The organism is Micromonospora sicca (assembly GCF_003172935.1).
GTDB classification, from domain to species: Bacteria; Actinomycetota; Actinomycetes; order Mycobacteriales; family Micromonosporaceae; genus Micromonospora; species Micromonospora sicca.
Genome location: NZ_QGKS01000271.1, coordinates 11980 through 36703, shown reverse-complemented (window position 1 = coordinate 36703; position 24724 = coordinate 11980). Strand labels below are relative to the sequence as shown.

At 73.4% G+C, this 24724-nt stretch carries 22 protein-coding genes; 12 read left to right on the top strand and 10 right to left on the bottom strand.

The window, feature by feature from the left end; translation table 11 throughout:
• Positions 1–28: 28 nt before the first annotated feature.
• From DKT69_RS21720 to DKT69_RS21705, 4 genes are all read right to left on the bottom strand, one after another.
• Positions 29–868 (bottom strand): carbohydrate ABC transporter permease, encoded by an 840-nt coding sequence (locus tag DKT69_RS21720; protein ID WP_109803359.1) that lies wholly within the window; start codon positions 866–868, stop codon positions 29–31.
• Position 869: 1 nt separating this feature from the next.
• On the bottom strand, positions 870–1802 hold the full coding sequence (locus tag DKT69_RS21715) for a carbohydrate ABC transporter permease (protein WP_109803358.1): 933 nt from the start codon (positions 1800–1802) through the stop codon (positions 870–872).
• A complete protein-coding gene (locus DKT69_RS21710; protein ID WP_236648143.1) occupies positions 1799–2962 on the bottom strand; it encodes a LacI family DNA-binding transcriptional regulator in 1164 nt (387 codons plus the stop codon). The genes DKT69_RS21715 and DKT69_RS21710 overlap by 4 nt, the downstream gene beginning before the upstream one ends.
• Before the next feature lie 101 nt (positions 2963–3063).
• Positions 3064–3900: a sigma-70 family RNA polymerase sigma factor gene (locus DKT69_RS21705; RefSeq protein ID WP_255420219.1), complete on the bottom strand. Its 837-nt coding sequence runs from the start codon at positions 3898–3900 to the stop codon at positions 3064–3066.
• Positions 3901–3972: 72 nt separating this feature from the next.
• Here DKT69_RS21705 and DKT69_RS21700 point away from each other — a divergent pair, with 72 nt between their 5' ends.
• Positions 3973–4398, top strand: a complete 426-nt coding sequence (locus tag DKT69_RS21700) for an SRPBCC family protein (protein WP_109803356.1) — start codon at positions 3973–3975, stop codon at positions 4396–4398.
• 9 nt (positions 4399–4407) lie between these two features.
• Here DKT69_RS21700 and DKT69_RS21695 read toward each other — a convergent pair whose 3' ends face one another.
• Positions 4408–4611, bottom strand: a complete 204-nt coding sequence (locus tag DKT69_RS21695) for a DUF8847 domain-containing protein (protein WP_146231171.1) — start codon at positions 4609–4611, stop codon at positions 4408–4410.
• Between the two features lie 280 nt (positions 4612–4891).
• Here DKT69_RS21695 and DKT69_RS21690 point away from each other — a divergent pair, with 280 nt between their 5' ends.
• From DKT69_RS21690 to DKT69_RS21660, 8 genes are all read left to right on the top strand, one after another.
• Positions 4892–6025: a peptidoglycan recognition protein family protein gene (locus tag DKT69_RS21690; RefSeq protein WP_109803354.1), complete on the top strand. Its 1134-nt coding sequence runs from the start codon at positions 4892–4894 to the stop codon at positions 6023–6025.
• Positions 6026–6175: 150 nt separating this feature from the next.
• Positions 6176–6589: a VOC family protein gene (locus DKT69_RS21685; protein WP_109803353.1), complete on the top strand. Its 414-nt coding sequence runs from the start codon at positions 6176–6178 to the stop codon at positions 6587–6589.
• 114 nt (positions 6590–6703) lie between these two features.
• On the top strand, positions 6704–7789 hold the full coding sequence (locus DKT69_RS21680) for an endonuclease/exonuclease/phosphatase family protein (RefSeq protein WP_109803352.1): 1086 nt from the start codon (positions 6704–6706) through the stop codon (positions 7787–7789).
• Between the two features lie 195 nt (positions 7790–7984).
• Positions 7985–11185 (top strand): penicillin acylase family protein, encoded by a 3201-nt coding sequence (locus DKT69_RS21675; RefSeq protein WP_109803351.1) that lies wholly within the window; start codon positions 7985–7987, stop codon positions 11183–11185.
• Positions 11186–11350: 165 nt separating this feature from the next.
• Positions 11351–12007, top strand: coding sequence for an ABC transporter permease (locus tag DKT69_RS21670; RefSeq protein ID WP_236648142.1), 657 nt, complete (start codon positions 11351–11353; stop codon positions 12005–12007).
• Positions 11956–12096 (top strand): hypothetical protein, encoded by a 141-nt coding sequence (locus DKT69_RS41640; RefSeq protein WP_236648140.1) that lies wholly within the window; start codon positions 11956–11958, stop codon positions 12094–12096. Before DKT69_RS21670 ends, DKT69_RS41640 begins: the two co-directional genes overlap by 52 nt.
• A gap of 92 nt (positions 12097–12188) precedes the next feature.
• The gene (locus DKT69_RS21665) at positions 12189–14339 is read left to right on the top strand and encodes an amylo-alpha-1,6-glucosidase (RefSeq protein WP_146231170.1); all 2151 of its coding nucleotides are present in this window, start codon (positions 12189–12191) and stop codon (positions 14337–14339) included.
• 121 nt (positions 14340–14460) lie between these two features.
• Positions 14461–14967, top strand: coding sequence for a DUF2231 domain-containing protein (locus DKT69_RS21660; protein ID WP_109803349.1), 507 nt, complete (start codon positions 14461–14463; stop codon positions 14965–14967).
• Between the two features lie 5 nt (positions 14968–14972).
• On the opposite strand, the gene DKT69_RS21655 is transcribed toward DKT69_RS21660, so the two are convergent.
• The 3 genes from DKT69_RS21655 to DKT69_RS21645 form a co-directional block, all read right to left on the bottom strand.
• Positions 14973–15911 (bottom strand): MerR family transcriptional regulator, encoded by a 939-nt coding sequence (locus DKT69_RS21655; RefSeq protein ID WP_109803348.1) that lies wholly within the window; start codon positions 15909–15911, stop codon positions 14973–14975.
• Positions 15912–16000: 89 nt separating this feature from the next.
• Entirely contained in the window at positions 16001–17608 is a 1608-nt protein-coding gene (locus DKT69_RS21650; RefSeq protein WP_109803347.1) for an FAD-dependent monooxygenase, read from the bottom strand.
• 79 nt (positions 17609–17687) lie between these two features.
• Positions 17688–19028, bottom strand: a complete 1341-nt coding sequence (locus DKT69_RS21645; RefSeq protein WP_109803346.1) for a nicotinate phosphoribosyltransferase — start codon at positions 19026–19028, stop codon at positions 17688–17690.
• 263 nt (positions 19029–19291) lie between these two features.
• Here DKT69_RS21645 and dinB point away from each other — a divergent pair, with 263 nt between their 5' ends.
• From dinB to DKT69_RS21630, 3 genes are all read left to right on the top strand, one after another.
• Positions 19292–20479 carry a DNA polymerase IV gene (gene dinB / locus DKT69_RS21640; protein ID WP_109803375.1) on the top strand — a complete coding sequence of 396 codons (1188 nt, stop codon included), beginning with the start codon at positions 19292–19294 and terminating at the stop codon, positions 20477–20479.
• A gap of 37 nt (positions 20480–20516) precedes the next feature.
• Positions 20517–20906 (top strand): VOC family protein, encoded by a 390-nt coding sequence (locus DKT69_RS21635; RefSeq protein WP_236648149.1) that lies wholly within the window; start codon positions 20517–20519, stop codon positions 20904–20906.
• 167 nt (positions 20907–21073) lie between these two features.
• A complete protein-coding gene (locus tag DKT69_RS21630; RefSeq protein WP_109803344.1) occupies positions 21074–22648 on the top strand; it encodes an FMN-binding glutamate synthase family protein in 1575 nt (524 codons plus the stop codon).
• On the opposite strand, the gene DKT69_RS21625 is transcribed toward DKT69_RS21630, so the two are convergent.
• Both DKT69_RS21625 and DKT69_RS21620 read right to left on the bottom strand, forming a co-directional pair.
• The gene (locus DKT69_RS21625; RefSeq protein ID WP_146231169.1) at positions 22531–23364 is read right to left on the bottom strand and encodes an RraA family protein; all 834 of its coding nucleotides are present in this window, start codon (positions 23362–23364) and stop codon (positions 22531–22533) included. The two genes, DKT69_RS21630 and DKT69_RS21625, sit on opposite strands and share 118 nt — an antisense overlap.
• A gap of 45 nt (positions 23365–23409) precedes the next feature.
• Positions 23410–24723 carry an FUSC family protein gene (locus DKT69_RS21620; protein WP_109803343.1) on the bottom strand — a complete coding sequence of 438 codons (1314 nt, stop codon included), beginning with the start codon at positions 24721–24723 and terminating at the stop codon, positions 23410–23412.
• Position 24724: the final 1 nt, after the last annotated feature.

Here is a 24724-nt window from a genome sequence, read left to right as displayed (position 1 = left end):
TGGTGGGTGGGGGATGTGGTGCCGCTCGTCAGCCCTTGACGGCGCCGGCGAGCGAGCCGGAGGAGAGCCGGCGTTGCATGAAAGCGAAGAAGATCAGACTGGGCAGGGTGGCGAGCAGGGATCCGGCCGCGAGGGGACCGAGCCGAGCGGTGCCCTCGATCCCGACGAACCGGGCCAGGGTGACCGGCAGGGTGGCCAGCTCCGGGGTCTTGAGCAGCACCAGGGCGAAGAAGAACTCGTTCCAGGCGGAGATGAACGAGAACAGCGCGGTGGCGACGATCCCGGGCGCGAGCAGCGGGAAGACCACCTGGCGCAGGATCTGCAGCCGGCTGGCCCCGTCGACGCTGGCCGCCTCCTCCAGCTCGCGCGGGATGTTGCGGACGAAGCCCTGGAGCATCCAGAGCGCGAACGGCAGCGCCCAGACCACGTAGATCAGCACCAGCCCGGCGTGGGTGTTGGCCAGCCCGACCTCGCGCAGGATCAGGAAGATCGGGATGATCAGCAGCACGAACGGGAACAGCTGCGACAGCAGCACCCAGCCGAGCGCCGCGGTGCCGAGCTTCGTGCGGAACCGGGCCAGGGCGTACGAGGCGGGCAGCGCGACCAGCACGGTGAGCACCGCCGAGGCGAGCGACACCTGGAGGCTGTTCAGCGCGGCCCGGCCGAGTTCCTGCTCGGTGAAGGCCTGCACGAAGTTCTGCACGGTCGGGTTGGCGGGGATCAGCGTGGGGTGCAGCTGGACCAGTTCCCGGGGCGGCTTGAACGCGGTGGAGACCAGCCAGACCAGCGGGAACCCGAGGAAGATCAGGTAGCCGGTCAGGGCGACGTACTGCAACGTGCGCCCGGTGCGGCTCGGCTTTCCGAACATGTCAGTTCGCCTCCCGGAGTCGGCGCCGCAGGTAGACCGCGAGCAGCGCGACGATGATCAAGACCATGGCGTTGCCGAGCGCGGCGGCGTAGCCGTAGTTGCCGTAGCGGAACGCCTCCTCGTAGGCGAAGAGCATCGGCAGCATGGTCTTGCCGCCCGGCCCGCCCGCGGTCAGCACGTAGACCAGGCCGAACGAGTTGAAGTTCCAGATGAAGTCCAGCGAGGTGATCGCGACGATCACCGGCGCGAGGGCGGGCAGCGTGACGTTGCGGAACCGGTGCCAGGTGCCGGCGCCGTCCACCGCGGCCGCCTCGTGCAGCTCGCGCGGCACGCCCTGCAACCCCGCCAGCAGCACAACGGTGGTCTGCGGCATGCCGGCCCAGACGCCCACGATGATCACCGCGGGCAGCGCGGTGCTGAAGTCGCCGAGCCAGTTGGTGCGCAACCCGTCCGCGCCGACCCGGTGGAAGAACTCGTTGAGCAGGCCGGCGTCGGGGTGGTAGACCAGCTTCCACAGGATGCCGACCACCACCGGCGGCATCGCCCAGGGCACCACGGCGAGCACCCGGGCCGCGCCCCGGAAGCGCAGCTGCTGGTTGAGCAGCAGGGCCAGCCCGAGGGCGAGCACGAATTGCAGCACGGTCACCCCGACCGCCCAGAGCAGGCCGATCTTGAACGAGTTCCAGAACAGCTCGTCGCCGAGCAGCTCCCGGTAGTTGGCCAGCCCGGTGAAGCTGACCTCGACGTTGCGGCCGGCGCGGGCGTCGGTGAAGCCCAGGTAGATGCCGCGCAGCAGCGGGAACACCGAGAGCACCACGATGGGCAGCAGCGACGGCAGGAGCAGCAGGTAGATGCCCATCCGGTCGGAGCGGGACCGGGCGGCGCGCGGACCCTCGGCGCGCGCGACGTCCGGCCGTTCGGCCACGGTGGTCATGCGGTCACCTCCGGGGTACGCGGTGCGGGTGGCTTCGGCGCCGTCGGCTCCTGGTCCGGTTGGCCGGGCACGAGCGGCAGGGCTCCTTCCGCCGTCCGGGCATCGGCTCGCCGGAACGGCGCGAGCACGGGGCGCGGTGCGGCGCTGGAGGCGCGGACGGCGAGGTGGGGGGCGACCTGCTCGCGGCGGGGCGGCAGGGCCGGGTCGGTGATCCGTTGCAGGAGCAGCTCGGCGGCGCGTCGTCCACGTTCGGCCGAGCCGAGGGAGACGCTGGAGAGCTGCGGGAACATCATCCGGGCCAGCTCGGTGTCGTCCATGCCGACCAGCGCGACGTCCTCGGGGACCCGGCGACCGGCGGCGAGCAGGGCGTGCAGCGCCCCGACGGCGATCAGGTCGTTGGCGCAGACCAGTGCGTCGGGGCGGGCCCGGGCGAGCAGTCGTTCGGCGGCGGCGCGGCCGGCGGCGTACTGGAAGTCGCCGACCTCGACGAGCCGTTCGTCGAGCTCGATGCCGTGACCGGCGAGGGCGGTCCGGAAGCCGGCGTCACGGGCGGCGCCGGGGACGGTGTCGAGCGGGCCGTTGACGAAGCCGATCCGCCGGCGTCCGGCGGCGACCAAATGGTCGACCGCCAGCCCCACGCCGGTGCGCGAGTCGGTGCGGACGTTGTCGACCGGGGCGTCCGCGCCGAGCTGACCGACGACCACCACCGGCACCGGGCTGTCGACCAGCGCGGCCAGGTGGTCGTCGGTGACCCGGATCGGCGAGACGATCATCCCGTCGACGTAGCGGTGGGCCAGCCGGCGCAGCAGCGCCGTCTCCTTGGCGACCTGACCGGCGGTGGCGTGCACCAGCAGCTGCCGGCCGGAGGCGGCGACCACCGACTCGATGGCGCGCATCATCTCGACGTACACCGGGTTGCCGATGTCCTCGACGGCGAGGGCCACGAGGCCGGTGCGCTGCGACTGGAGCGAGCGGGCGATGGCGTTGGGGACGTAGCCGACCTCGGCCGCCGCCGCGCGGACCTTGCGGATGGTCTCGGGGCTGCCCCCGACGCCGTTGAGCACGCGGGAGGCGGAGGCGATCGAGACGCCGGCCCGGGCGGCGACGGTGTGCACCGTCGGCCGGCCGTCGGCCGACTCCTGTAAACGTTTACGACCCACGCCCTGGCACCTCCACCTCATTGCTGTAAACGTTTCCGGGAGTCTGCGCCTGAGCCGACGGTCAGGTCAAGGGCTCGTTACGAAAACGTTTCCAACCACGCTCAACCTGCTTCGACGGAGAGCCGGCCCAGGCGCTGCGGCTCGGCGATCACCTCGATCGCCGTGATCTTGTCGTGGCTGATCTCGAAGGTCATCACCGTGACGAGACGTCCATGGCGTTTCACCAGGAGCGCCGGGACGCCGTCGACGAGCCCGACCTGGGCATGCTCGGCCCGGTGCGAGAAGAACAGCGCCTGTCGGGCGACGGCACGGGCGCCGCGCAGCCGTATCGGGCTCCGGGAGGGCGCCGCGAAGCCGTCGGCGCTGACGCTGACCTCAGGGTGAAGCAGGTTGAGCAGCGCCGCGAAGTCGCCGTCGCGCGAGGCGACGAGGAAGGCATCGACGGCCTTCCGCTGCCGGGCTGGATCGCTGTCGGGCATCTCGGCGGCCCGCACCCGGTGACGGGCGCGACTGGCGAGCATCTTCGTCGCGTCGGTCGAGCGCCCGACGATCGGTGCGATCTCGCGGTAGGGCACGGCGAAGATGTCGTGCAGCACGAACGCCATTCGCTCCGCGGGCGTCAGCGTGTCCAGCACCACCAGCAGCGCGAGCCCGACCGAGTCGGCCAGCACCGCCTCCTGCTCCGGGTCCGGGCCGTCGACGGGGCACGGTGCGGCGAGGGGAACCTCCCGACGCCCCGTACGCGACCGCAGCATGTCCAGGCACACGCGTGCCACCACGGTGGTGAGCCAAGCACGGGCATTCTGGACTTCGCTGGTGTCCGACCGGGCCGTCCGCACCCACGCCTCCTGGACCGCGTCGTCGGCTTCGCTTCGCGAGCCGAGCATGCGGTAGGCCACCGCCCGCAGGTGACCTCGGTGCGCCTCGAAATCCTCCACCGTTACCCTTCCGCCGCGTCCTCCGTCTTACCACTGACGGGTACGAGCACCCACTGGTAACAAGGAGGAGCGATGGCACCACTGGTTTCCACGATCGAGATCGCGCGTCCGCCGGACGAGGTCTTCGCCTACGCCACCGATCCTTCGCGTTTCGCCGAGTGGCAGCACGATGTGGTGCGGGTGCGCCTTCTCGACGGCTCACGGTTCACCACGACCCGGAGGATCAGGGGTGCCGAGCGCACGATGACGCAGCAGATCACCCACAACGATCCGCCGCACCGCTGGGGCGCCCGGGGCACCGACGGGCCCATCCGTCCGCACGCCACGGTCAGCGTGGAGCCGATCGGGGACGGCACCAGATCCCGAGTGACGTTCACACTCGACTTCGCGGGCCACGGGCTCGGCGTGGCGCTGGTCCCGCTGGTACGCCGGCAGGCGCGGCAGGCGGCGCCGACCAGCTACCAGAACCTCAAGCAACTCCTCGAGAACGGCCGCTAGGCCCCGCGGTCACGAGGTCGCCGGCTGCCACTGGTAGGACCAGGGCGGCCCGGAGCCGGTGACCGGTTGGCACACGTACAGGCCGTCACCCACGACGTCGATTTCGCCCGGATGCAGCTCGGACGGCGGTTCCCCGTGCTCGTCGAGTTCGACCGTGGCGGTGCGTCCGTCGGCCGGTCCGCCCACGATCGGCACATCAGCTACGTCTCGCATACGTGCAGCATCCCGGTCCGGCCACGATGTGCACCCCGAATGCCGAAGTTCGGCCCCTTCGTCTTTCCGGCGGGCTCGGTGACGTCATCCGCCACCGTCCGAGTTGACCACACCGGCACGCATTCGCTCCTCTCAGCTGGGCGGGTGGCGGGCGGACACGACGATTCTTCTCGCCGTCCCCCCTGGACCTTCCCGCATCGATGGCAATATCCTCCGTCTCACGCGCGGCGTCTGAAGTTCCTTTTCACTCGCCGATCCTCGCCGCCGCGAAGGAGACGACATGCACTTCAACCACCCTGAGCTGGACCGCCGCACGCTGCTGCGGGCCGGCCTCGGCGCCGCCGCGGTCGCGGTCGTCGGCAGCGAACTCGCCTTCCCGGCGGCGGCTCAGGCCGCGCCGGGCGCGGACCTCGACTGGATCATCAGCTGTGACGAGTGGGGAGCCCGCCCGCCGGCGGACCCGCTGTCGATCAGCGCGATCGCCACCAACAAGATCATCGTGCACCACATGGCGTTCCCGAACAGCACCGACTACTCGGAGGAACACGCCAAGCAGCTCGCCCGCGACTGCCAGGACCTGCACCTGGACGTCAACCACTGGTCGGACACCGGGCAGCACTTCACGGTCAGCCGCGGCGGTCACGTCCTCGAGGGCCGGCACGGCAGCCTGGAGCGGCTCCAGGCCGGCGACCGGCAGATGATCTCGGCGCACTGCCCGGGCGAGAACGGCCGGGCCATCGGCATCGAGAACGAGGGCACCTACGTCACCGAGACGCCGCCGCACGAGCTGCTCGACTCGCTGGTCAAGCTCTGCACCACCGTCTGCCAGCAGTACGGCCTGCACGCCCACGACATCTTCGGCCACTGGGACTTCCGGGCCACCCAGTGCCCGGGCGCGATGTTCTACCGGGAGTTCCCCGCCCTGCGCCGGCGGGTCTTCGCCAAGCTCGGCACCGACCTGGCCGACGTGCCGGCCCGCCGCTGGCCGGACATCTGGCGCTTCGTCGGCGGCCCGGTCGTCCGCGTCGCGCAGTACCTGCTCACCTTCCGCGGCTACACCGTGCCGGTCACCGGCGTCTTCGACGCCGCCACCGTCGCCGCCGTGCAGGACTGGCAGGCCCGCAACGGCATCCCGGTCGACATCGACGCCACGCTCACCGCGCCGACCTGGGAGACCCTCGCGCCGGAGCTGGACAAGGACGCCACCGGCATCCCGGTCAGCGCGCTGCAGTTCATGCTGAACTCCAAGGGCTACGCCGAGGTCGCGATCACCGGCGAGTACGACTACGTGACCAAGAAGGCCCTGAAGGACCTCCAGGAGCTGCACGGTCTCGACGCGAACGGAAAGGTCAGCACCACCACCTGGTGTGCCCTGGTGGGTGGTGTGGTGCGTCAGTCGTTCCAGCAGAACTGACGACGTACCGGCGGGGAAGCGGTGGAGGTGGCAACGGCGCCACCTCCACCGCCAGCTCGTGCGGCGCGCGACTCGCCCGTCGTACGTCGTTGTCCATGTCATCCGGGGCTGCGACGATGACCCTCGTCAAAGACGACGAAGGAGGGCCTCATGGCGTCTCGGCTCAACCCGTACCTCAGCTTCCGCGACAGCGCGCGGCAGGCCATGGAGTTCTACCAGAACGTGTTCGGCGGCAACCTGACGCTGAGCACGTTCGGCGAGTTCGGCAACCCGGATCCGGCCGTGGCCGACAAGGTCATGCACGCCATGTTGGAGACCGACCGCGGCTTCACGCTGATGGCCTCCGACACCCCGCCGGAGATGGAATACCAGCCGGGCAACAACATCGCGATCAGCCTCAGCGGGGACGACGCCGACGAGCTGCGTGGCTACTGGAAGCAGCTCTCGGAGAGTGGCACCGTCTCGATGCCACTCGAGAAGCAGATGTGGGGCGACGAGTTCGGCATGTGCGTGGACCGGTTCGGCATCGGCTGGATGGTCAACATCGCCGGGCCCCAGGCCTGACCCGCCCCGGCCAGGGGAGGTCGCCCGAACGGCGGTGTCCACGATGGTCCTGCCGGCGTTAGCGTACGGAGCATTCGCACCGACGCGGACACCCGGCCGGAGAGGACCAGATTCATGGACGGCAGGATCCCCTCGCACCGTCGACGCCTGACCCGGCTGGTCGCCGCGGCCGCCGTCGTGGCGGCCACCCTGGGGCTGGTCGCCCCACCCGCGCACGCGGAGGCCGGGCCCAAGGTCGACGTGCTGACCCGCAACCTCTACCTGGGCGGGGACCTCACGCCGTCGATCGGGGCGCCGACGCTGCCGGCGTTCCTGGCCGCGAACTCGGCCCTGCTCCGGCATGTGGACCTGGTCGACTTTCCCGCCCGGGCCGCGCTGTTCGCCGAGGAGATCCGCGAACGCAAGCCGGACCTGGTCGGCCTGCAGGAGGTGGCGCTCTGGCGCACCGGACGGATGGGCGACCCGGCCCCGGCCACCGAGGTCCGGTACGACTACCTGGCGCTGCTGATGGCCGAACTGGCTGGCTCCGGCCACCCGTACGACGTCGCCGTGGTGCAGGACGAGGCGGATCTGGAAGCCCCGGCCGGCGCGCCGTACAACGTGGACGTCCGGCTCACCATGCGCGACGTCGTCCTGGTGCGGCACGGCGGCCGGGTGAAGGTGACCGACACGTCGTCGGGGAACTTCGTCCAGAACCTGGTGTTCCCGCTTCCGGCCACGGGTGGCACCGCCACCAGCACGCGCGGCTGGACGGCCGTGGACGCGGTGCTGGGCAACCGGGCGTTCCGGTTCGTCAACACCCACCTGGAGGCGTTCCACCCCGGCGTCCGGGTGCTGCAGGCGCAGGAGCTGCTCCGGGGCCCGCTGAACGTACCCGGGAGGGTGATCCTCGTCGGGGATCTCAACACCGGTCCCGAGCTGCCCGATCCGAACAACCGGCTCGCGTATTTCACCCTGGTGGCCGGCGGACTGGTCGACACCTGGCCGATCCTGCACCCCGGCGACCCCGGATACACCGCGGGGCTGGGCGACGATCTGACCGAGCCGGCCGACGACGTCGAGCACCGGATCGACATGGTCATGGTCCGGGGCGCGGTCGCCCCGGTGGCGAGCGAGGTCTTCGGCACCGAGCGACAGACCCCCGACGGCCGGTGGGCGTCGGATCACCTGGGTCATCAGGCGGTGCTCGCGCTGCGGTAGACGGGACCGAAGTGTCGGCATTGGCGCTTGGTGAACAACGGCTATCCCGGGCGGTGCGAATCGGAGATCCTTGCCGAGGGATCGATATGAGTTAATCTCACCTCCGGGTGTGACGCCCGGGCACGGAGGGCGAGACGTCGGCATCGGCAGTCGGGCGTACCCCGGCCCCGACTCCGAGCTCCCGGAGGCACCGCCATGCCCCGTCCCACCATCCGCACCCGCGTCGCGGCGCTGACCGCCGCGGCTGTGACCGCCGCCGCGACCGCCCTGACCGTCGTCCCGCCCGCACCAGCCGTCGCCGCCACCACGTTCGCCGGCAACGACCACTGCCTCGGCCAGTGCGCCGACATCCTGCCGCCGGGCGAGAACGGCAACGCCACGCTCGCCGCGATCCTGGCGCACCAGGTCCTCGGCACCCGGCCCGCCCACTCCAGCGACCAGCTCGACGAGTACGCGAACCTGGTGTACGGCTACGCGGGACTCACCGACGAGCAGATCGCCCGCTTCTACCACGACGCCTCGTTCGGCGTACCCGACGCGCAAGTGGAAAGCACCGTGCGCCCCCGCGCGGACGTGACCATCGTGCGGGACTCCGCCACCGGCGTACCGCACGTCACCGGCACCACCCGCTCCGGCACCATGTTCGGCGCCGGTTACGCCGGCGCGCAGGACCGGCTCTGGGTGATGGACCTGCTCCGCCACGCCGGCCGTGGCCGGCTCAGCTCATTCGCCGGCGGGGCGCCGGGCAACCGGGAACTGGAGCAGAGCATCTGGGCCAACTCCCCGTACACAGAGGCGGACCTGCAGGCCCAGGTCGACGCGCTACGGCAGAAGGGAACCCGCGGCCAGCAGCTCCACACCGACGTAGGCGACTACATCGCGGGCGTCAACACCTACATCGACCAGTGCGTCGCCAACGCGAACTGCCCCGGCGAGTACAACCTCACCGGCAACGGCGCCCCGCAGCACTTCACCATGACCGACCTGATCGCCACGGCCGGCGTCATCGGCGGGCTGTTCGGCGGGGGCGGCGGCGCGGAGATGCAGTCGGCGCTGGTGCGGGTCGCCGCCCGGGCGAAGTTCGGCCCGACCGCCGGCGACCAGGTGTGGCAGGCGTTCCGGCAGCAGAACGACCCGGAGACCGTGCTGACCCTGCACGACGGGCAGAGCTTCCCGTACGGCGGCGCACCGGCCGGCGCGCCCGGCGTGGTGCTGCCCGACGCCGGTACGGTCACCGCCGAACCCCTGGCCTACCAGCCGACCGCCTCGGCCGGCACCGCGACGGCGACCAGCCCCCGGAGCGCCACGACCGAGGGACTGCTCAGCGGGCTCGGCGCACTCCGGTCGCACGGCATGTCCAACGCCGTGGTGATCTCCGGTCGGCACACCGTCAGCGGCAACCCCATCGCCGTCTTCGGCCCACAGACCGGCTACTTCGCGCCGCAACTGCTCATGCTGCAGGAACTGCAGGGGCCGGGCATCAGCGCCCGCGGCGCCTCGTTCGCGGGCCTGAGCCTCTACGTCCTGCTCGGACGCGGGCAGGACTACGCGTGGAGCGCCACCTCGGCGGCGCAGGACATCACCGACACATACGCCTTGCCGCTGTGCACCACCGACGGCAGCGCCCCGACCCTGCAGTCGAACCGCTACCTCTACCACGGCCAGTGCCTGGCGATGGAGGTGCTGGCGCACACCAACTCCTGGTCGCCGACCCTGGCCGACTCGACCCCGGCCGGCTCGTACACCCTGCGCGCCCTGCGCACCAGGTACGGGCTGGTGGCGTACCGGGGAATGGTGAACGGGCAGCCGACGGCCTTCACCCGGCTCCGGTCGACCTACCGGCACGAGGCCGACTCCGCGATCGGCTTCCAGGCGTACAACGACCCCGCGGCGATGGGCTCCGCCGCCGCGTTCCAGGACGCCGCCGCGAACATCGGCTACGCCTTCAACTGGTTCTACGTCAACTCGACCGAGGCGGCGTACTTCAACTCCGGGTCCAACCCGGTCCGGCCGTCCGGGGCCGACCCGAACCTGCCCACCCGGGCCGAGGCGGGCTACGAGTGGCAGGGCTGGAACCCGGACACGAACACCGCGACCTACACCCCGGCCGGCGCCCACCCCCGGTCCGTCAACCAGGACTACTACGTCAGCTGGAACAACAAGCAGGCGTACGACTACAGCGCCGCGGACGGCAACTTCAGCTTCGGATCGGTACACCGGGCACAACTCCTCGACGGCCCGGTGCGCGCCGCGATCGCGGGGCAGCAGCTCGACCGGGCCGCCGTCGTACGGATCATGGCCGACGCCGCGGTCACCGACCTGCGCGGCCAGCAGGTCCTCGGCGACCTGCTCCGGGCCGTCACCAGCCAACCGGTCACCGATCCGACCCTGGCCGACGCGATCGCCAAGCTGCGGGCCTGGCAGCAGTCCGGCTTCCGCCGCGCGGAGACCACCGCCGGTTCGCGGGTCTACCAGCACGCCGACGCGATTCGGATCTTCGACGCCTGGTGGCCGCTGCTCGCCGCGGCGGAATTCAAGCCGGGACTCGGCGCCGACCTCTACGGCGCCCTGGTGGACGCCATCGAGGTGAACGAGGCACCGTCCGGCGGCCAGAACGGCGGACGCGACGGCACCGCCGTCTGGGCGGCCGCCGGCCAGCCGCACAAGGGCTCGTCGTTCCAGTACGGCTGGTGGGGCTACGTCGACAAGGACATCCGGACCGTCCTCGGCGACCCGGTGACCGGCGGCCTCGGCCGCACGTACTGCGGCAACGGCAACCTCGGCGCCTGCCGGCAGGCGCTGCTCGACACCCTCGCCCAGGCGGCCGCGCTGCCGTCCACCACGGTCTACCCCGGCGACTCGTCCTGCGCCGCGGGCGACCAGTGGTGCGCGGACGCGATCGCCCAGTCGGGGCTCGGCGGCATCAGCCATCCCCTGATCGCCTGGCAGAACCGGCCCACCTACCAGCAGGTCGTCTCGTTCCCGGCGCGCCGCGGCGACGACGTCACCAACCTGGCCCAGGGGCGCGCCGCCACCGCGTCGAGCACCCAGTTCCTCACCAGCCACACCCCGGACAAGGCGGTCGACGGCAGCCTCGGCACCCGGTGGAGCAGCAGCTACGCCGACAACCAGTGGATTCGGGTGGACCTCGGCTCCGGCCGCACGGTCAACCGGGTCATCCTGCGCTGGGAGGCCGCGTACGGCAGCGCGTACCGGGTCGAGGTCTCCACCGACGGCGCCACCTGGCGGACGGCGTTCAGCACCACGACCGGCAACGGCGGCGTCGACAACGTGACCTTCGCCCCGGTCACCGCCCGCTACGTGCGCGTGTACGGCGTCAAGCGGGCCACCTCGTACGGCTTCTCGCTCCACGAGGTCGAGGTCTACGCCCGGTGACCCGCCCGCCGGGCGGGAGGTGACGGGATCCGGGATCGGTCCGGCACCTCCCGCCCGGCGGGCGGCCGGCGGATCGGGCGCGCCGGCCGGGTGGCACGAATACGATCATCCGGTGTCCGGCGCCGACGACATCACCCGCGACGAGCGGTCGCGCCCGGCGGGGCGATGAGCGGCGGCACCGTTCCGATCGGGCCGGCGCTGGTCGCCGCCCTGGTCGGGCTCACCCTCGCGGCCGCCGCGGTGCTCCGGCTGAGCGGTCTCGGCCGGGCGCGCGCGATCCTGGGCGCGGCCGCCCGGGCCACCGTCCAGCTCGGCGTCGTGTCGCTGGTCATCGTCGCCGTGCTGCGCCACTGGTGGAGCACCGGCGCGTTCATCCTCCTCATGTACGTGGTCGCCAGCGTCACCGCGCGCCGGCGGATCGGGGCGGGCTGCCCCGCCCGGGTCGCCCCGCTGGCCATCGCGGCCGGGGTGGTGCCGAGTCTCGGCGTACTGCTGGCCAGCCGGGCGCTGCCCGCGACGCCGCTGGTGCTGCTGCCGACCGCGGGCATCCTGATCGGCGGGGCGATGACCGCGACGAGCCTGGCCGGTCGGCGGACGCTGGACGAGCTGCGCAGCCGGCACGGCGAGTACGAGGCGGGACTGGCCCTGGGGCTGCTCCCCCGCGACGCCGCGCTGGAGATCTGCCGGCCGGCCGCCGGGCAGGCGCTGATCCCGGCGCTGGACCAGACCCGCACGGTCGGGCGGTCACGCTGCCGGGGGCGTTCGTCGGGGTGCTGCTCGGCGGGGCGGGACCGATCCAGGCCGGGGCGACCCAGCTGCTGATCCTGCTGACCCTGCTGGCGGTGGAGGCGGTGGCGATCGCGCTCGCCGTCGAACTGCTCGTCCGCGCCCGGGCCCGTGCCGAGCCGTGACGGGTGGCGCAGTCGACGATCGAGGCGTGCGGGTGTACCGGCTCGGCAAAGGGGTACCGGCGCGGGATGACCGGGCAACGGCCGCGTGCGCGATGACCAGGGTCCGTAACCTGCGGGTACGGCCCGACCTGCTGTACGTGGCGAGCGGGTGGAGCACCCTGGTCACCGACGCGCGGGGCCGGATCACCGGCACCGACCCGCAGGGCTTCTTCGCCCGCAACACCCGGGTGCTCAGCGTCGAGCGGATCACCGTCGAGGGCCGCGAGCCGGTCCCGTTCAGCACGGGGAACGTGCAGGGGCACGCCCAGCTCTCGTACGCCGAGCTGGCCGACGGTGAGGCGATGCCGTCGCGGGCGGCGTACCTGCTGACGGAACGGTTCGTGGGCGACGGGCTGCGTACCCGGCTCACCGTGGTCAGCTACGCGCAGCAGCCGCTGCGGATGGCGGTGGAGCTCCGCCTCGGCGCCGACTTCGCGGACACCGGCGAGGCCGAGCGGGGTCGCCGGGTGCAGGAAGGCGGAATCGGCGCGAGCTGGGACGCCGCGGCCGGGGAGCTACGGCTGAGCTATCTGCGCGACGACATCGACCGCGCGGTGGCCGTCCAGGTCCGCGCCGACGGCGTCCCCGTCCGGTACGCCGACAGCGCCTTCGCCGTCGAGGTCGTGGTGCCGCCCCACGGCACCGCCCGGCTGGACGTGGTCGTGGAGCCGATCTTCGACGGTGAACGGCTGGCCGCGCCGCCGGCGACGTTCACCGAGCCCGCCGACCCGGCCGGATCGGCGCGCGCCCGGCTGGCCGCTGAGCTGACCCGGCTGAGCAGCAGCAACTTCGACGTCACGGCGGCCTGGCGGTGCGCCGTGGAGGACCTGTCGGTGCTGCCGCTCGGCGAGCCGGCCGGGCCGACGGCGCCGATGGCGGGGCTGCCGATCTACCAGGAGATCTTCGGGCGGGACACGATGACCGCCTCCTGGCAGGCGCTGCTGGCCGGGCCGACCATGCTGGCCGACAGCCTCCGGCTCAACGCCGACCACCTCGGGCGGCGGGTCGACGACTGGCGGGACGAGGAGCCCGGCAAGCCGCTGCACGAGGCCCGCCGGGGACCGGTCTCCGTGCTCGGGCTGGACCCGTTCACCAGCTACTACGGCGACTGGTCGACCGCGCCGGACTTCCTGGTCTTCCTCGGGCAGTACCTCGCCTGGACCGGTGACCTGCGCACCGTACGGGAGCTGCTGCCGACGGCGCGGCGCGCCCTGGAATGGATCGAGCGGTACGGCGACGTCGACGGGGACGGTTTCCTCGAATACCACCGCCGCTCCCCTGCGGGGCTGAAGAACCAGGGGTGGAAGGACTCGGACACCGCCGTCGTCGACGAGCACGGGCGGGTGGTGCCCAACCCGATCGCGACCAGCGAGCTGCAGGCCTACTGGTACGCCGCGCTGCGGCACGCCGCCGTGGTGTTCACCGCGGCCGGTCACCCCGCCCGGGGCGCCGCCCTCGTGGCCCGGGCGCACGCCCTGCGCCGCCGCTTCCACCGCGCGTACTGGCTGCCCGAGCGGGGCTGCTACGCGATGGCGCTGGGGCCGGACAAGCGCCCGGTGCGCTCGGTCAACTCGAACGACGGGCACCTGCTCACCACCGGCATCGTGCCGGCGCGGGTCGCCCCGGTGGTCGCCGGCCGGCTGCTCGCGCCGGACATGTTCAGCGGCTGGGGGGTGCGGACGCTGTCGGCGGAGAATCCGGCGTACAACCCGTTCAGCTACCACCGGGGCAGCGTCTGGCCGGTGGAGGCGGGCACGATCGGCCTCGGGCTGGCCCGGTACGGCTGCTGGGCACACCTGCACCGGCTGGCGGAAGGGATGTTCGCCGCGGCGGCGCTGTTCGAGGAGCACCGCCTGCCCGAGGTGCTCAGCGGCCTGCCCCGCGACGCGGCCCACCCGCACCCGGGCGTGTACCCGAACTCGTGTTCCCCGCAGGCCTGGTCGGCCAGTTCGATCATCGCGCTGGTGCAGGCGCTGCTGGCGCTGCGCCCGGCCGCGCCGCTACGGACGATCTTCGTCGATCCGCACCTGCCCGAGTGGCTGCCCGATCTCAGGTTGGAGGGCGTGCAGGTCGGTGGGGCCACCGTCGACCTGACGGTGCGCCGCCGCCGGGGCGGGCGGACGTCGATCAGCGCGCGCGGGGACCGGCTGGCGGTGGTCCGCCGGCCGACGCTGCTGGCGCTCTCCACCCGGCACCGGCGCTGACCGTCGCGCCGGCACCGGGCCGGCCGGGCCTGCCCGGGCGCGGGCGGCGGCGTCACCCGCAGGTGTATTGCCGCCGGGACGGGGAATCCGGCGGCGCCTGGGGGGAGACAGGAGTGCTGCCATGGAAAGTCGCGCCAAGGCCATGGGCCACGCGATCCACCCCACCCTGATCGTGTTCCCGCTGGGCCTGCTCGCCACCTCGGTCATCTTCGACATCCTGTACCTGATCACCGACCGGCCGGGGTTCCAGATCTCCGCCGCGTACACGATCGGCGCCGGCATCGTCGGCGGCCTGGTCGCCGCCGTGTTCGGCCTGATCGACTGGCGGGCCATCCCCACCGGCACCCGGGCCAAGCGGGTCGGCACGGCGCACGGCCTGGGCAACGTGGTGGTCCTGCTGCTGTTCGCGGTGAGCTGGCTGCTGCGCCGCGCCGCCGACAACTGGGACCCGAACGCGCTGGCGCTGATCTGCAGCTTCGCCGGGGTCCTGCTCGCCGGGGTGACCGGCTGGCTCGGCGGTGAACTGGTCGAGCGGCTGGGGATGAGCGTGAGCGACGAGGCGGGCGTCAACGCGCCGAGTTCGCTGTCGCGCCGGTCCACCGGCCGGCCCCGCGCCCGCGGCGTCTGACCGGCCTACCGAGGAGTCCGGGCGCGCAGGGCGCGGATGAACCAGTCGAGCGCCGGCGCCAGGCTGTCCGGGGCCGTCCAGCCGTTGATCACCGAGAGCAGCCGGAGGTACCGCTCCCGGCGCGGGTCGTTCGCGGTCTCCAGCAGGCTCGACAACCGGCGCCGCAGGTCGACGTCGTCGGGGCGACCGGAGAGCCGCGCGTACCGCGCCGTGACCGCCGCGACGACCGGATCGGCCTCGGGCGAGGCCGGATCGAGGCCGGCCGCCAGGGCGGGGCCGGCCAGGTCACGGACGAGCGCGGCGGCGTCGCGGCGCACGACCGGATCGTCACTCCGGGCGCGCTCGGCCGCGTGCTGCTCGGCCATCCGGCGCAGGCTCGCGCGGAAGTCCGGGTCCCGGGACAGTTCGGCCAGCTCCACCCACGCCTCGACCTGCTCCGCCCCGGGTTCGTCGGGCAGTTCGGGGGTCATCGAACGCCTGATCCCGACGAATCCCGGGTCGGCCGCCAGGCCGCCGAAGACGGTGTCGAGGAACTCGCCGACGAGACGGCGGCGTTCCTCCTCGGAGAGCTTGACCAACTGATGCATGAGCTCCATCTCCTCGGGGGTCGACCCGCGCCTGGCCACGGCCGTGAGCACCGCGCGCCGCAGCCGCAGCATGCGGATCTGCACCGCCAGCGCCTCGGCGTGCGCCGCGGCGACCTCGGGAAGCGTCACCTCCCGGTCCACGACCTTCCGGATGGTGGTCAGGTCCAGTCCCAGGTCGCGCAGGGTCCGCACGAGCTCCAGGCGGGCGAGGTCCTCGATGCCGTACCGGCGGTGGCCGGCCGGGCTGCGGCCGCTCGGCGGCACGATCCCGCGGTCGGAGTAGAAGCGGATGGCCTTGACCGTCAGCCCGGTCCGTCGGGCCAGCTCACCGATCGAGTAGGCAGTGTCGCCGTTCATGCCTCCACCCTCGCGTCTCCCCCTACGGGAGACGCAACCCCTCCGGTGCTGCCCGGTCCGTTCAGGGGTCTCCGCGCGGCGCCGGCTGCTCAGGAGGGTGGCAGCCAGCGGTCGAGGTAGTCGACCAGCGCGGGCCAGCCGTCGGCGCCGGACCGGAACCCGACGTGGCCGTCCGGTCGGACCAGGTAGAGCGCGGCGGCGGCGGCGTCGAGGCCGAGCCGGCGCAGGGCGTGTCCCTCCGCGTCGTGCAGCGCGCCGGGCTCGTCGTGGGCGCCGAGGCGCTGGACCGTGAGCAGACCGCCACGGCCGCGGGACAGCTGCTCGACCGGTCCGGCGGGCCAGGTCCGACCGGGGCCGCACAGCAGCAGGTGCCAGCCGGGGGCGGCGGTGGCCCGGTGCAGGCTGGTCGGTTGCCGGTCGCCCACCACGGGCGCGTCGGGCAGCCGGTCGCCGGCCCGGGGTCCACGCCGGGGCGGGCGCGGCCCCTCCACCGACAGCGGGCTGCGCCGGTACCGGATGTCGAGCTCGGCGACGGTACGGAACACGAACGCCCGGCCGGCCCGGGCTCGCGCGGCCAGCGGGATGACGGTCGGGGCGATGCGGGTACGGGCGAACCGGACGAGCGGTTTGGTGGAGGTGGCGACGGTGAACGCCCGGTCGGTGAAGCGCAGCACCATCCGCCCGATCGGGGCGCGTTCGGGTTCGTAGGTGTCCAGCAGCCCGGCCCCGGCGCCGCCGGGCAGCGTGTGGGCGAGTTTCCAGCCGAGGTTGATGGCGTCCTGGATGCCGGTGTTCATGCCCTGGGCGCCGGCGGGGCTGTGGATGTGCGCGGCGTCGCCGGCCAGCAGGATCCGCCCGGCCCGGTAGCGCCGGGCCGCGCGGTGGTGCAGCCGGAAGTTGGTCATCCACACCGGGTCGTGCAGCCGCACTGTCCCGCCGGTGTACCCGTCGGCGAGCGCCTGCACCTGCTCGAGGGTCACCGCCGCGTCCGGTGGGGTGGGGTCGGCCGGTGGTCGCATCACCAGCAGCCGCCAGCCGGCCGGCCGGCCGAGCGGGAAGAAGAACAGCATCCCGGCGTCGGAGAGGAACACGTGGGCCGCCCCGGTGGCGAGACCGTCGGCCTCGACGTCGGCCAGCACGAACGTCTGCGGATAGGAGCTGCCCTCGAAGGCGATGTCGGCGGCGCGGCGAACGGCGCTGTGCGCGCCGTCGCAGCCGACCACGTACCGGGCGCCGACCGTCTCCTCCCGGCCGTCGCGGTGGCGCAGCCGGCAGGTCACCTGGTCGGCCGCGCTCCGCAGGTCGACCAGTTCCACGCCGCGCTCGACGCGCACGCCGGAGGTCCGCAGGTGATCGGCGAGGATGCGTTCGGTCTCGGCCTGCGAGAGGAACAGCAGGTGCGGGTAGGCGGTGTCGGGCAGGCCCAGGTCGAACATCGGCACGGTCAGCACCCGGTTCCGGGCGTGCAGGTGCAGCCGCACCGCCGGGTTGCCCTCGGCGACGAGCTGGTCGGTGACGCCGAACCGCGCCAGCACCTCCAGGGTGCGCGGCTGGATGGCCAGGGCGCGTGATTCGTGGACCCGGTCGAGGCTGCGGTCGACCAGGCGGGGCCGAACGCCGTGCGCGGCCAGTTGCGCCGCCAGGGCCAGGCCGGTGGGGCCGGCGCCGACGATCAGCACATCCACCGAGGCGGTCATGGCCTCAACCTACGGCCCGGCCCCGGATGCGGAAAGCTCCGCCGGGGTGCGGCTGACGCCCCGGGGCCGCACCGGCGGCTCAGTACGCACCGCCCCGCCCCGCCTGCGCGGTCACCCGGTCGCGCAGCTCGGCGAGCCCCGGGCTGACCGTGGCGGTGAGCGGCGTCGGGTCGGCCAGCCGCCGCGCCCCCTCGGGCAGCCAGGCGAGGTCCGCGTCGAACCGGCGGCGCGCGGCGCACACCTCACCGGCCGGATCGGCGGGCTCGAGGCGACGTCCGCCGCGCATCACCGGTACGAGCAACGGCTCGCGGCCGGCCGGCGGGGGTTCGTCGCGCAGCCCCACCACGTCGCCGCTGGCCCCGGCGGGGTCCCGGAAGACCTGCTTCGGGCCGGGCAGGGTGGCTTTGCCGGGCGACAGCTTGAGCACCGGCCGGTCGCCGAAGGCGACGAGCTTGTAGGCGCTGTCGAGGGACGGCGCGTCGAAGGAGACGCCCATCCGGGTGCCGATGCCGTACGCGTCGATCGGCGCGCCCTTGGCGACGAGCGTGGCGATCACGTCCTCGTCGAGGCTGCCGCTGGCCACGATCTTCGCCTGGGTGAGCCCGGCGCCGTCCAGGATCGCGCGGGTCTGCTGGGCCAGCGCGGCGAGATCGCCCGAGTCGAGCCGGACACCGAGCGGCCCGGTCAGGCCCAGCTCGGTGATGACGTCGACGGCGGCCCGCACACCGGCGGGCGTGTCGTAGGTGTCGACGAGGAACACCGGGTTGGTGGGAAAGTCGGCGGCGAACGCCCGGAACGCGGCCCGCTCGTCGGGGAACGCCTCGACGTACGAGTGGGCCATGGTCCCGGACGGTTGCAGGCCGTAGCGCCAGGCGGCCTCGACATCGCTGGTGGCCGCGAAGCCGGCGATGGCCGACGCCCGCGCCACGCCCGCCCCGGCCTCGATCCCGTGCGTACGGCGGAACGCGAAGTCGACCAGCTCCGCGTCCCCGGCGGCGAGCCGGCAGCGGGCGGCCTTGCTGGCCACCGTGGTGTGGAAGGTGAGCAGGTTCAGCACGCCGGTCTCCACCAGTTGCGCCTCGGCGATCGGCGCGGTCACCTCGAGAAGCGGCTCGTCGGCGAAGACCACCCGTCCCTCCGGCACGGCCCGGACGTCGCCGGTGAACCGCAGCCCGGCGAGCGCCGCCACGGTCGGCTGGTCGAGGCCGACGACGTCGCGCAGGTAGCCCAGCTCGGCGTCGTCGAACGCGAAGCCTTCCAGGAAGGCCAGCGCCTCGGCCAGCCCGGCGGCCACCAGGAAACCGCGCCGGGGCGGCAGGCGGCGGACGAACAGGCTGAACGTGGCGGGTGCCACCATGTCCCGGCGCAGGTAGCTGGCCGCCATCCGCAGCTCGTACAGGTCGGTACGCAACCCGGTCATGCCACCTCCACCCGCCCGGCGCCGTCACCGGCGGACCGGCGACGTCGACCCGATCCCCGCCCGGCCTCGCTCCCACTGTGTGTGATCCGGTGGCGGTGCGTGCGGGAAATGGAACATCGTCGTCGGAGCTCGTGGCACCCCGGTTGCGACCGGGGCCGGCCCGCCGCCCCCGCGTCCGCGACGCCGGGCGTTCCGGACCGCCGACGGTCACTGTTTCGGCAGGTCAGCGGAGCTCGGCGAGACGACCGTGCGAACATGTGTTCGTGTCGGGCGACGCCACCATCCTGCACGCCGACCTGGACGCGTTCTACGCGTCGGTCGAGCAGCGGGACGACCCGCGGCTGCGCGGCCGGCCGGTGATCGTCGGCGGTGGCGTGGTGCTGGCGTGCAGCTACGAGGCGAAGGCGCGCGGGGTACGCAGCGCGATGGGTGGGCGGCAGGCGCGGCGGCTCTGCCCGGACGCGGTCGTCGTGCCGCCGCGGATGGCGGCCTACACGGCGGCGAGCCGGGCCGTCTTCGAGATCTTCCGCGGCACCACTCCCCTGGTCGAGGGGCTCTCCATCGACGAGGCGTTCCTCGACGTCGGCGGCCTGCGCCGCCTCGCCGGCCCACCGCTCGACATCGCCGTACGCCTGCGCCGGGAGGTCGGGGAACGGGTCGGCCTGCCGATCACCGTCGGGGTGGCCCGGACGAAGTTCCTGGCGAAGGTGGCCAGCGGGGTGGCGAAGCCGGACGGCCTGCTGGTCGTCGCGCCGGACCGGGAGTTGGAGTTCCTGCACCCGCTGCCGGTGGAGCGGCTCTGGGGCGTCGGCCCGGTCACCGCGGCGAAGTTGCGCGAGCGGCGCATTCGCACGGTGGGGCAGGTGGCCCGGTTGGGCGAGGCGACGCTGGTGTCGCTGCTCGGCGCGGGCGCCGGCCGGCACCTGCACGCCCTGGCGCACAACCGCGACCCGCGCCCGGTGCAGGTCGGCCGGCGGCGCTCCTCGATGGGCGCCCAGCACGCGCTCGGCCGGGAGCCGCACTCCCCCGCGGACCTGGACGCCGTCCTGGCCGGGCTGGTCGACCGGGTGACCCGACGGATGCGCGCCGCCGGGCGGACCGGCCGCACGGTGATGCTGCGACTGCGGTTCGCCGACTACACCCGGGCGACCCGTTCGCACACGCTGGTGAAGCCGACGGCGCAGACCGGGCCGCTGCTGGCGGCGGCGCGGGCGCTGCTGCGGGCGGCGCTGCCGGAGGTCGAGGCCCGGGGCATCACGCTGATCGGGGTGTCCGTCGGCAACCTCGACGACCGGCACGAGCAGCCGCCGCTGCCGTTCGACCGCGACCCGGGCGCCGAACTGGACGCCGCGGTCGACGCGGTCCGGGACCGGTTCGGCTCGTCGGCGCTGACCCGGGCGGTGCTGCTCGGCCGCGACCCCGGCCTGGAGATGCCCCGCCTGCCGGACTGACATCACTGAGCGGTCGTTGTATCGTCCACGAGTGTCGATGTTCCGCACGCCGCAGGTCATCCTGTTCAGCGAGGACGTCACCCGGGCGGCCGCCTTCTACGCGCGGCTCGGGTTCACCGAGACCTTCCGGGTGCCCGCCGAGGGCGAGCCGATCCACGTCGATCTGACACTTGACGGGTACCGGATCGGCATCGCGTCCGTCGACTCCACCCGCGACGACCACGGCCTGGCCCCCGTCCCGTCGGGTCAGCGCGCGGCGGTCGTCCTGTGGACCGACGACACCACCGCCGCGTACGAGAAGGTCACGGCCGACGGCGCACCCGCCCTCGCGGCGCCGCACACCTGGCTCGACCGGCTGCTGATCGCCTGGATCGCCGACCCGGACGGCAATCCGATTCAGCTCGTCCAGCACCTCCCGGCCCGATAACCGGTCGTCGCGGCCGAGGCCGCTGGCGCACAATCGGCGATCATGAGTACGCGGCTGCGGGCGATCGCCCGCGAGCACGCCTGGCGGAACAAGGCGCTCAAGCGGCTGGTGGCGGCGCACGACACCCGGTAGTTTCGCGCCCGCGCCGGCCGGGGAGAGAGGCGGGCATGAAGTGGGCCAGTCGCGCCGTACCCGTCGTCTCCGCCGCCGTCGCCGCCCTCGCCGCGCGCGACCTGCTCCAGCGCGACCACGCGCTGCTGCGCAACTTCCCGGTCATCGGGCGGGCCCGCTACCTGCTGGAGGCGATCGGTCCGGAGCTGCGGCAGTACATCGTGGCCGGCAACAACGAGGAGCGGCCGTTCACCCGGGACCAGCGCCGCTGGATCTACGCCTCGGCGAAGAAGGAGAACAACTACTTCGGCTTCGGCACGGACAACGACATCGAGTACACGCCCGGGTATCCGATCATCAAGCACCGGACGTTCGGCCGGGCGGTGCCGCCGTCGACGCCGGCCGCCGGGCACGAGGTGGAGCTGCCCTGCGCCAAGGTGCTCGGCGGGCCGCGGGGCCGGGCGAAGGCGTTCCGGCCCGGTTCGGTGGTCAACATCTCCGGGATGAGCTTCGGCTCGCTGTCCGGCCGCGCCGTGGAGGCGCTGAACAAGGGCGCCGCGCTGGCCGGTTGCCTGCAGAACACCGGCGAGGGCGGGCTGTCGCCGTACCACCGCAACGGCGGTGAGCTGGTGTTCCAGCTCGGCACCGCGTACTTCGGGTGCCGGGACGAGCGGGGGCGGTTCAGCCTGGACCGGCTGAAGGAGCTGATGGCCGGCGCGCCCGTGCGGGCGTTGGAGATCAAGCTCAGCCAGGGGGCGAAACCGAGCCTGGGCGGGCTGCTGCCCGGGGCCAAGGTGTCGGCGGAGATCGCCGCGACCCGGGGCATCCCGCAGGGTCAGGACTGCGTCAGCCCGTCCCGGCACGCCGAGTTCTCCGACTGTGACAGCCTGCTCGACTGGGTGGAACTGCTCGCCGCCGAGACCGGGCTGCCGGTCGGCATCAAGTCCGCCGTCGGCGACCTGGGCTTCTGGGACGAGCTGACGACGCTCATGCGGGACACCGGCCGCGGCGTGGACTTCGTGAACGTGGACGGCGGCGAGGGCGGCACCGGCGCCGCGCCGCTGATCTTCACCGACTCGGTGTCGCTGCCGTTCCAGCAGGGCTTCTCCCGGGTCTACCGAACCTTCGCCGAGAAGGACCTGCACGAGCGGACCGTCTTCGTCGGCGGCGGCAAGCTCGGCCTGCCCGACAACGCGATCGTCGCGTTCGCGCTCGGCTGCGACATGGTCAACGTCGGCCGGGAGGCGATGCTGGCGATCGGCTGCATCCAGGCGCAGAAGTGCCACACCGACACCTGCCCGACCGGCGTCGCCACCCAGAACCCCTGGCTGGCCCGGGGCCTCGACCCGACCCTGAAGTCCGTACGCGCCGCCAACTACCTCCGTACGCTGCGCCGGGACCTGGTCAAGGTCGCCGAGGCCTGCGGGGTCGAGCACCCGGGCCTGATCGACACCGACGCGGTGGAGATCCTCGACGGCCGGACCGCCGCCACCCCGCTGCGCGAGGTCTACGGCTACCGGCCGGGGTGGGGTCTGCCGTCGGCGGCCGACCGGGCGGAGATCGTCCGGCTGATGACCGCCGAGGCCCCGCAGGGCGGCAGCGCCCCGCCGTCGCCGACCGCGGTCGGCTGACCCGTCACTCCTCGATCGCCCCGCCTACCGCGCAGGTGCGCGCGGAAGGTCAGCGCGGGATCCTCGGCCCGCCCGGCGAGGTAGGCCGCGAAGCGCACCTGGTCACGCAGCGGGACGCCGGCGCGGATGCGTTCGGCCTGCCGCCGCTCGGCGTCCCGGATCGACTCGGCGAGGGTGAGCAGGTCACCGGCGCGGCGCCCGGGCACGAAGAGCACGCCGTCGTCGTCGCCCAGGGCGACGTCCTCGGCGTCCACCGTCCACTCCCCCACCGCCGCCGAGATCAACGCCTGGGCCGGACGGGCGTCGAGGCGCTGCGGGCCGGTGGGGATCGCGCCGAGGCTGAACACCGGCAGCCCGACCGCCCGGATGTCGGCGGTGTCCCGGTGCAGACCCCAGACCACCACGCCGGCCAGGCCGGCGGCCTGCGCCTCCAGCACCACCAGGTCGCCGACGCAGCTCTCGTCGACGCGGCCGGCGTTGTCGACGACCAGCACGTCGCCCGGGGCCGCTTGGTCGATCGCCTCGAGGAAGATGTCGACGCTGCCGGCGTGCCGGGTGGGCGCGACCCGGCCGGCCAGCCGCACACCCGGCTGGACGGGCCGTACGGCGGCGGGCGCGCAGCGGACCGGAACCGCCGCCCGCAGGCAGGCGTCGGCGACGTGCGCGGTGCTCAGTGACGCGAACCGGCGGCGCAACTCGGGCGGATCGAGGCTCATGGCCCGACCGTAGTCAGCGGGGCCGGATCCGGTGGCGGGCCACTTTCACACTCGTGGACTGCGCCGGCCCCGGCGTCGGCCGTGGGTCTGGCGGGACCGCCGGTGCCGCCGGGTGCGGGGCGCTCCGAGGTGCGGGTGCGGCCGGTGCAGGTGGCCCCGTGCCGGCGGTCGCACTTCCGCCTGCCCCCGGCCGGCCGCTTGCCGCACCATCCGGTTGGCGTCGTCCGGCTCGCACCCGGTCGCCCGGAGCAGTTCGCTGTCCGCCGTGCGCAGGTCGGTGATCAGCGCGTCGCCGTAGGACCGCACCCCCTCGGCCCAGGCCCGGCCAGCGAGCTCGGCGCTCTCCCGGGTGAGCTGACGGGTGCGCTCGGGATCCAGGTCCGCGTGACACTCGCGGCGGAGCTGCCGTAGCGCGTCGCCGAGCCGGTCGATGGCCTTCGGCAGCGACGGCGGGATCGGCTCGCCGTACTGCAGGGCGGTGGCGGACCGGCGGGCCACGGACCGGACGTACAGGATCAGGCGTTCCAGGTGTTCCGCGCCGCGAGCGTACCGCTGGTACCGCGCCCGGCGGTGCCAGCGGGCCGGCGCGAGGGTGACCACCTCACCGGCGCCGCTCAGCGCCTCGTTGAGCCGCCCGACGTCGGCCTCCACCCCGCGCAGCCGGTCCAGGGCGCGGATCGCCGCGTCGGCGTCCCGCGCGGTCAGGGCCCGCGCCACCGCACCCAACTGCTCGGTGACGGTGTTGAAGATCGGCGCCGCCGCCCGGTCCAGCACCCGCAGCGGGTTGACCGGCAGCAGCAGGGCCACCACCAGGATGCCGACCACCGCGCCGACCAGGGCGTCGAAGATCCGTGGCACCTCCAGGCCGGGCTGCATCGGGGAGAGGGTGGAGATCAGCACCGCCGTACCACCGGCCTGGCCGACCAGGGCGCCACCCCGGCCGGCGACCAGCAGCGCGGTGGCGATCGCCAGGGCGACCACCAGGCCGGTCTGCCAGGGCCCGGAGCCCAGCATGAAGCGCAGCAGGTCCCCGAGGACGATGCCGAGTCCCACGCCGCCGAGCAGCTCGAACGTCCGGCGGGCCCGCTGACCGATGGCGGTGGCGATCGTGCCGACCGCCGCCGCCGGGGCGAAGACGTGCGCACCGGGGCCCAGCAGCTGCTGGGCGATGAACGCCGCCAGCGCCGCGGCCAGCCCCGACTGCACGGCGATCACGACGGTGACTTCCAGCTGGCGCAGCCGGATCCGACCGGCCTGCCCGCCCTGCCGCCGGGCCCGGGCCACCACGCGGCCACCCCGCTCGGCGACCTCGTCGAGCGGCGACCGGACGGAGTCGGCGGCGGGGCGGTCGTCGGGCATG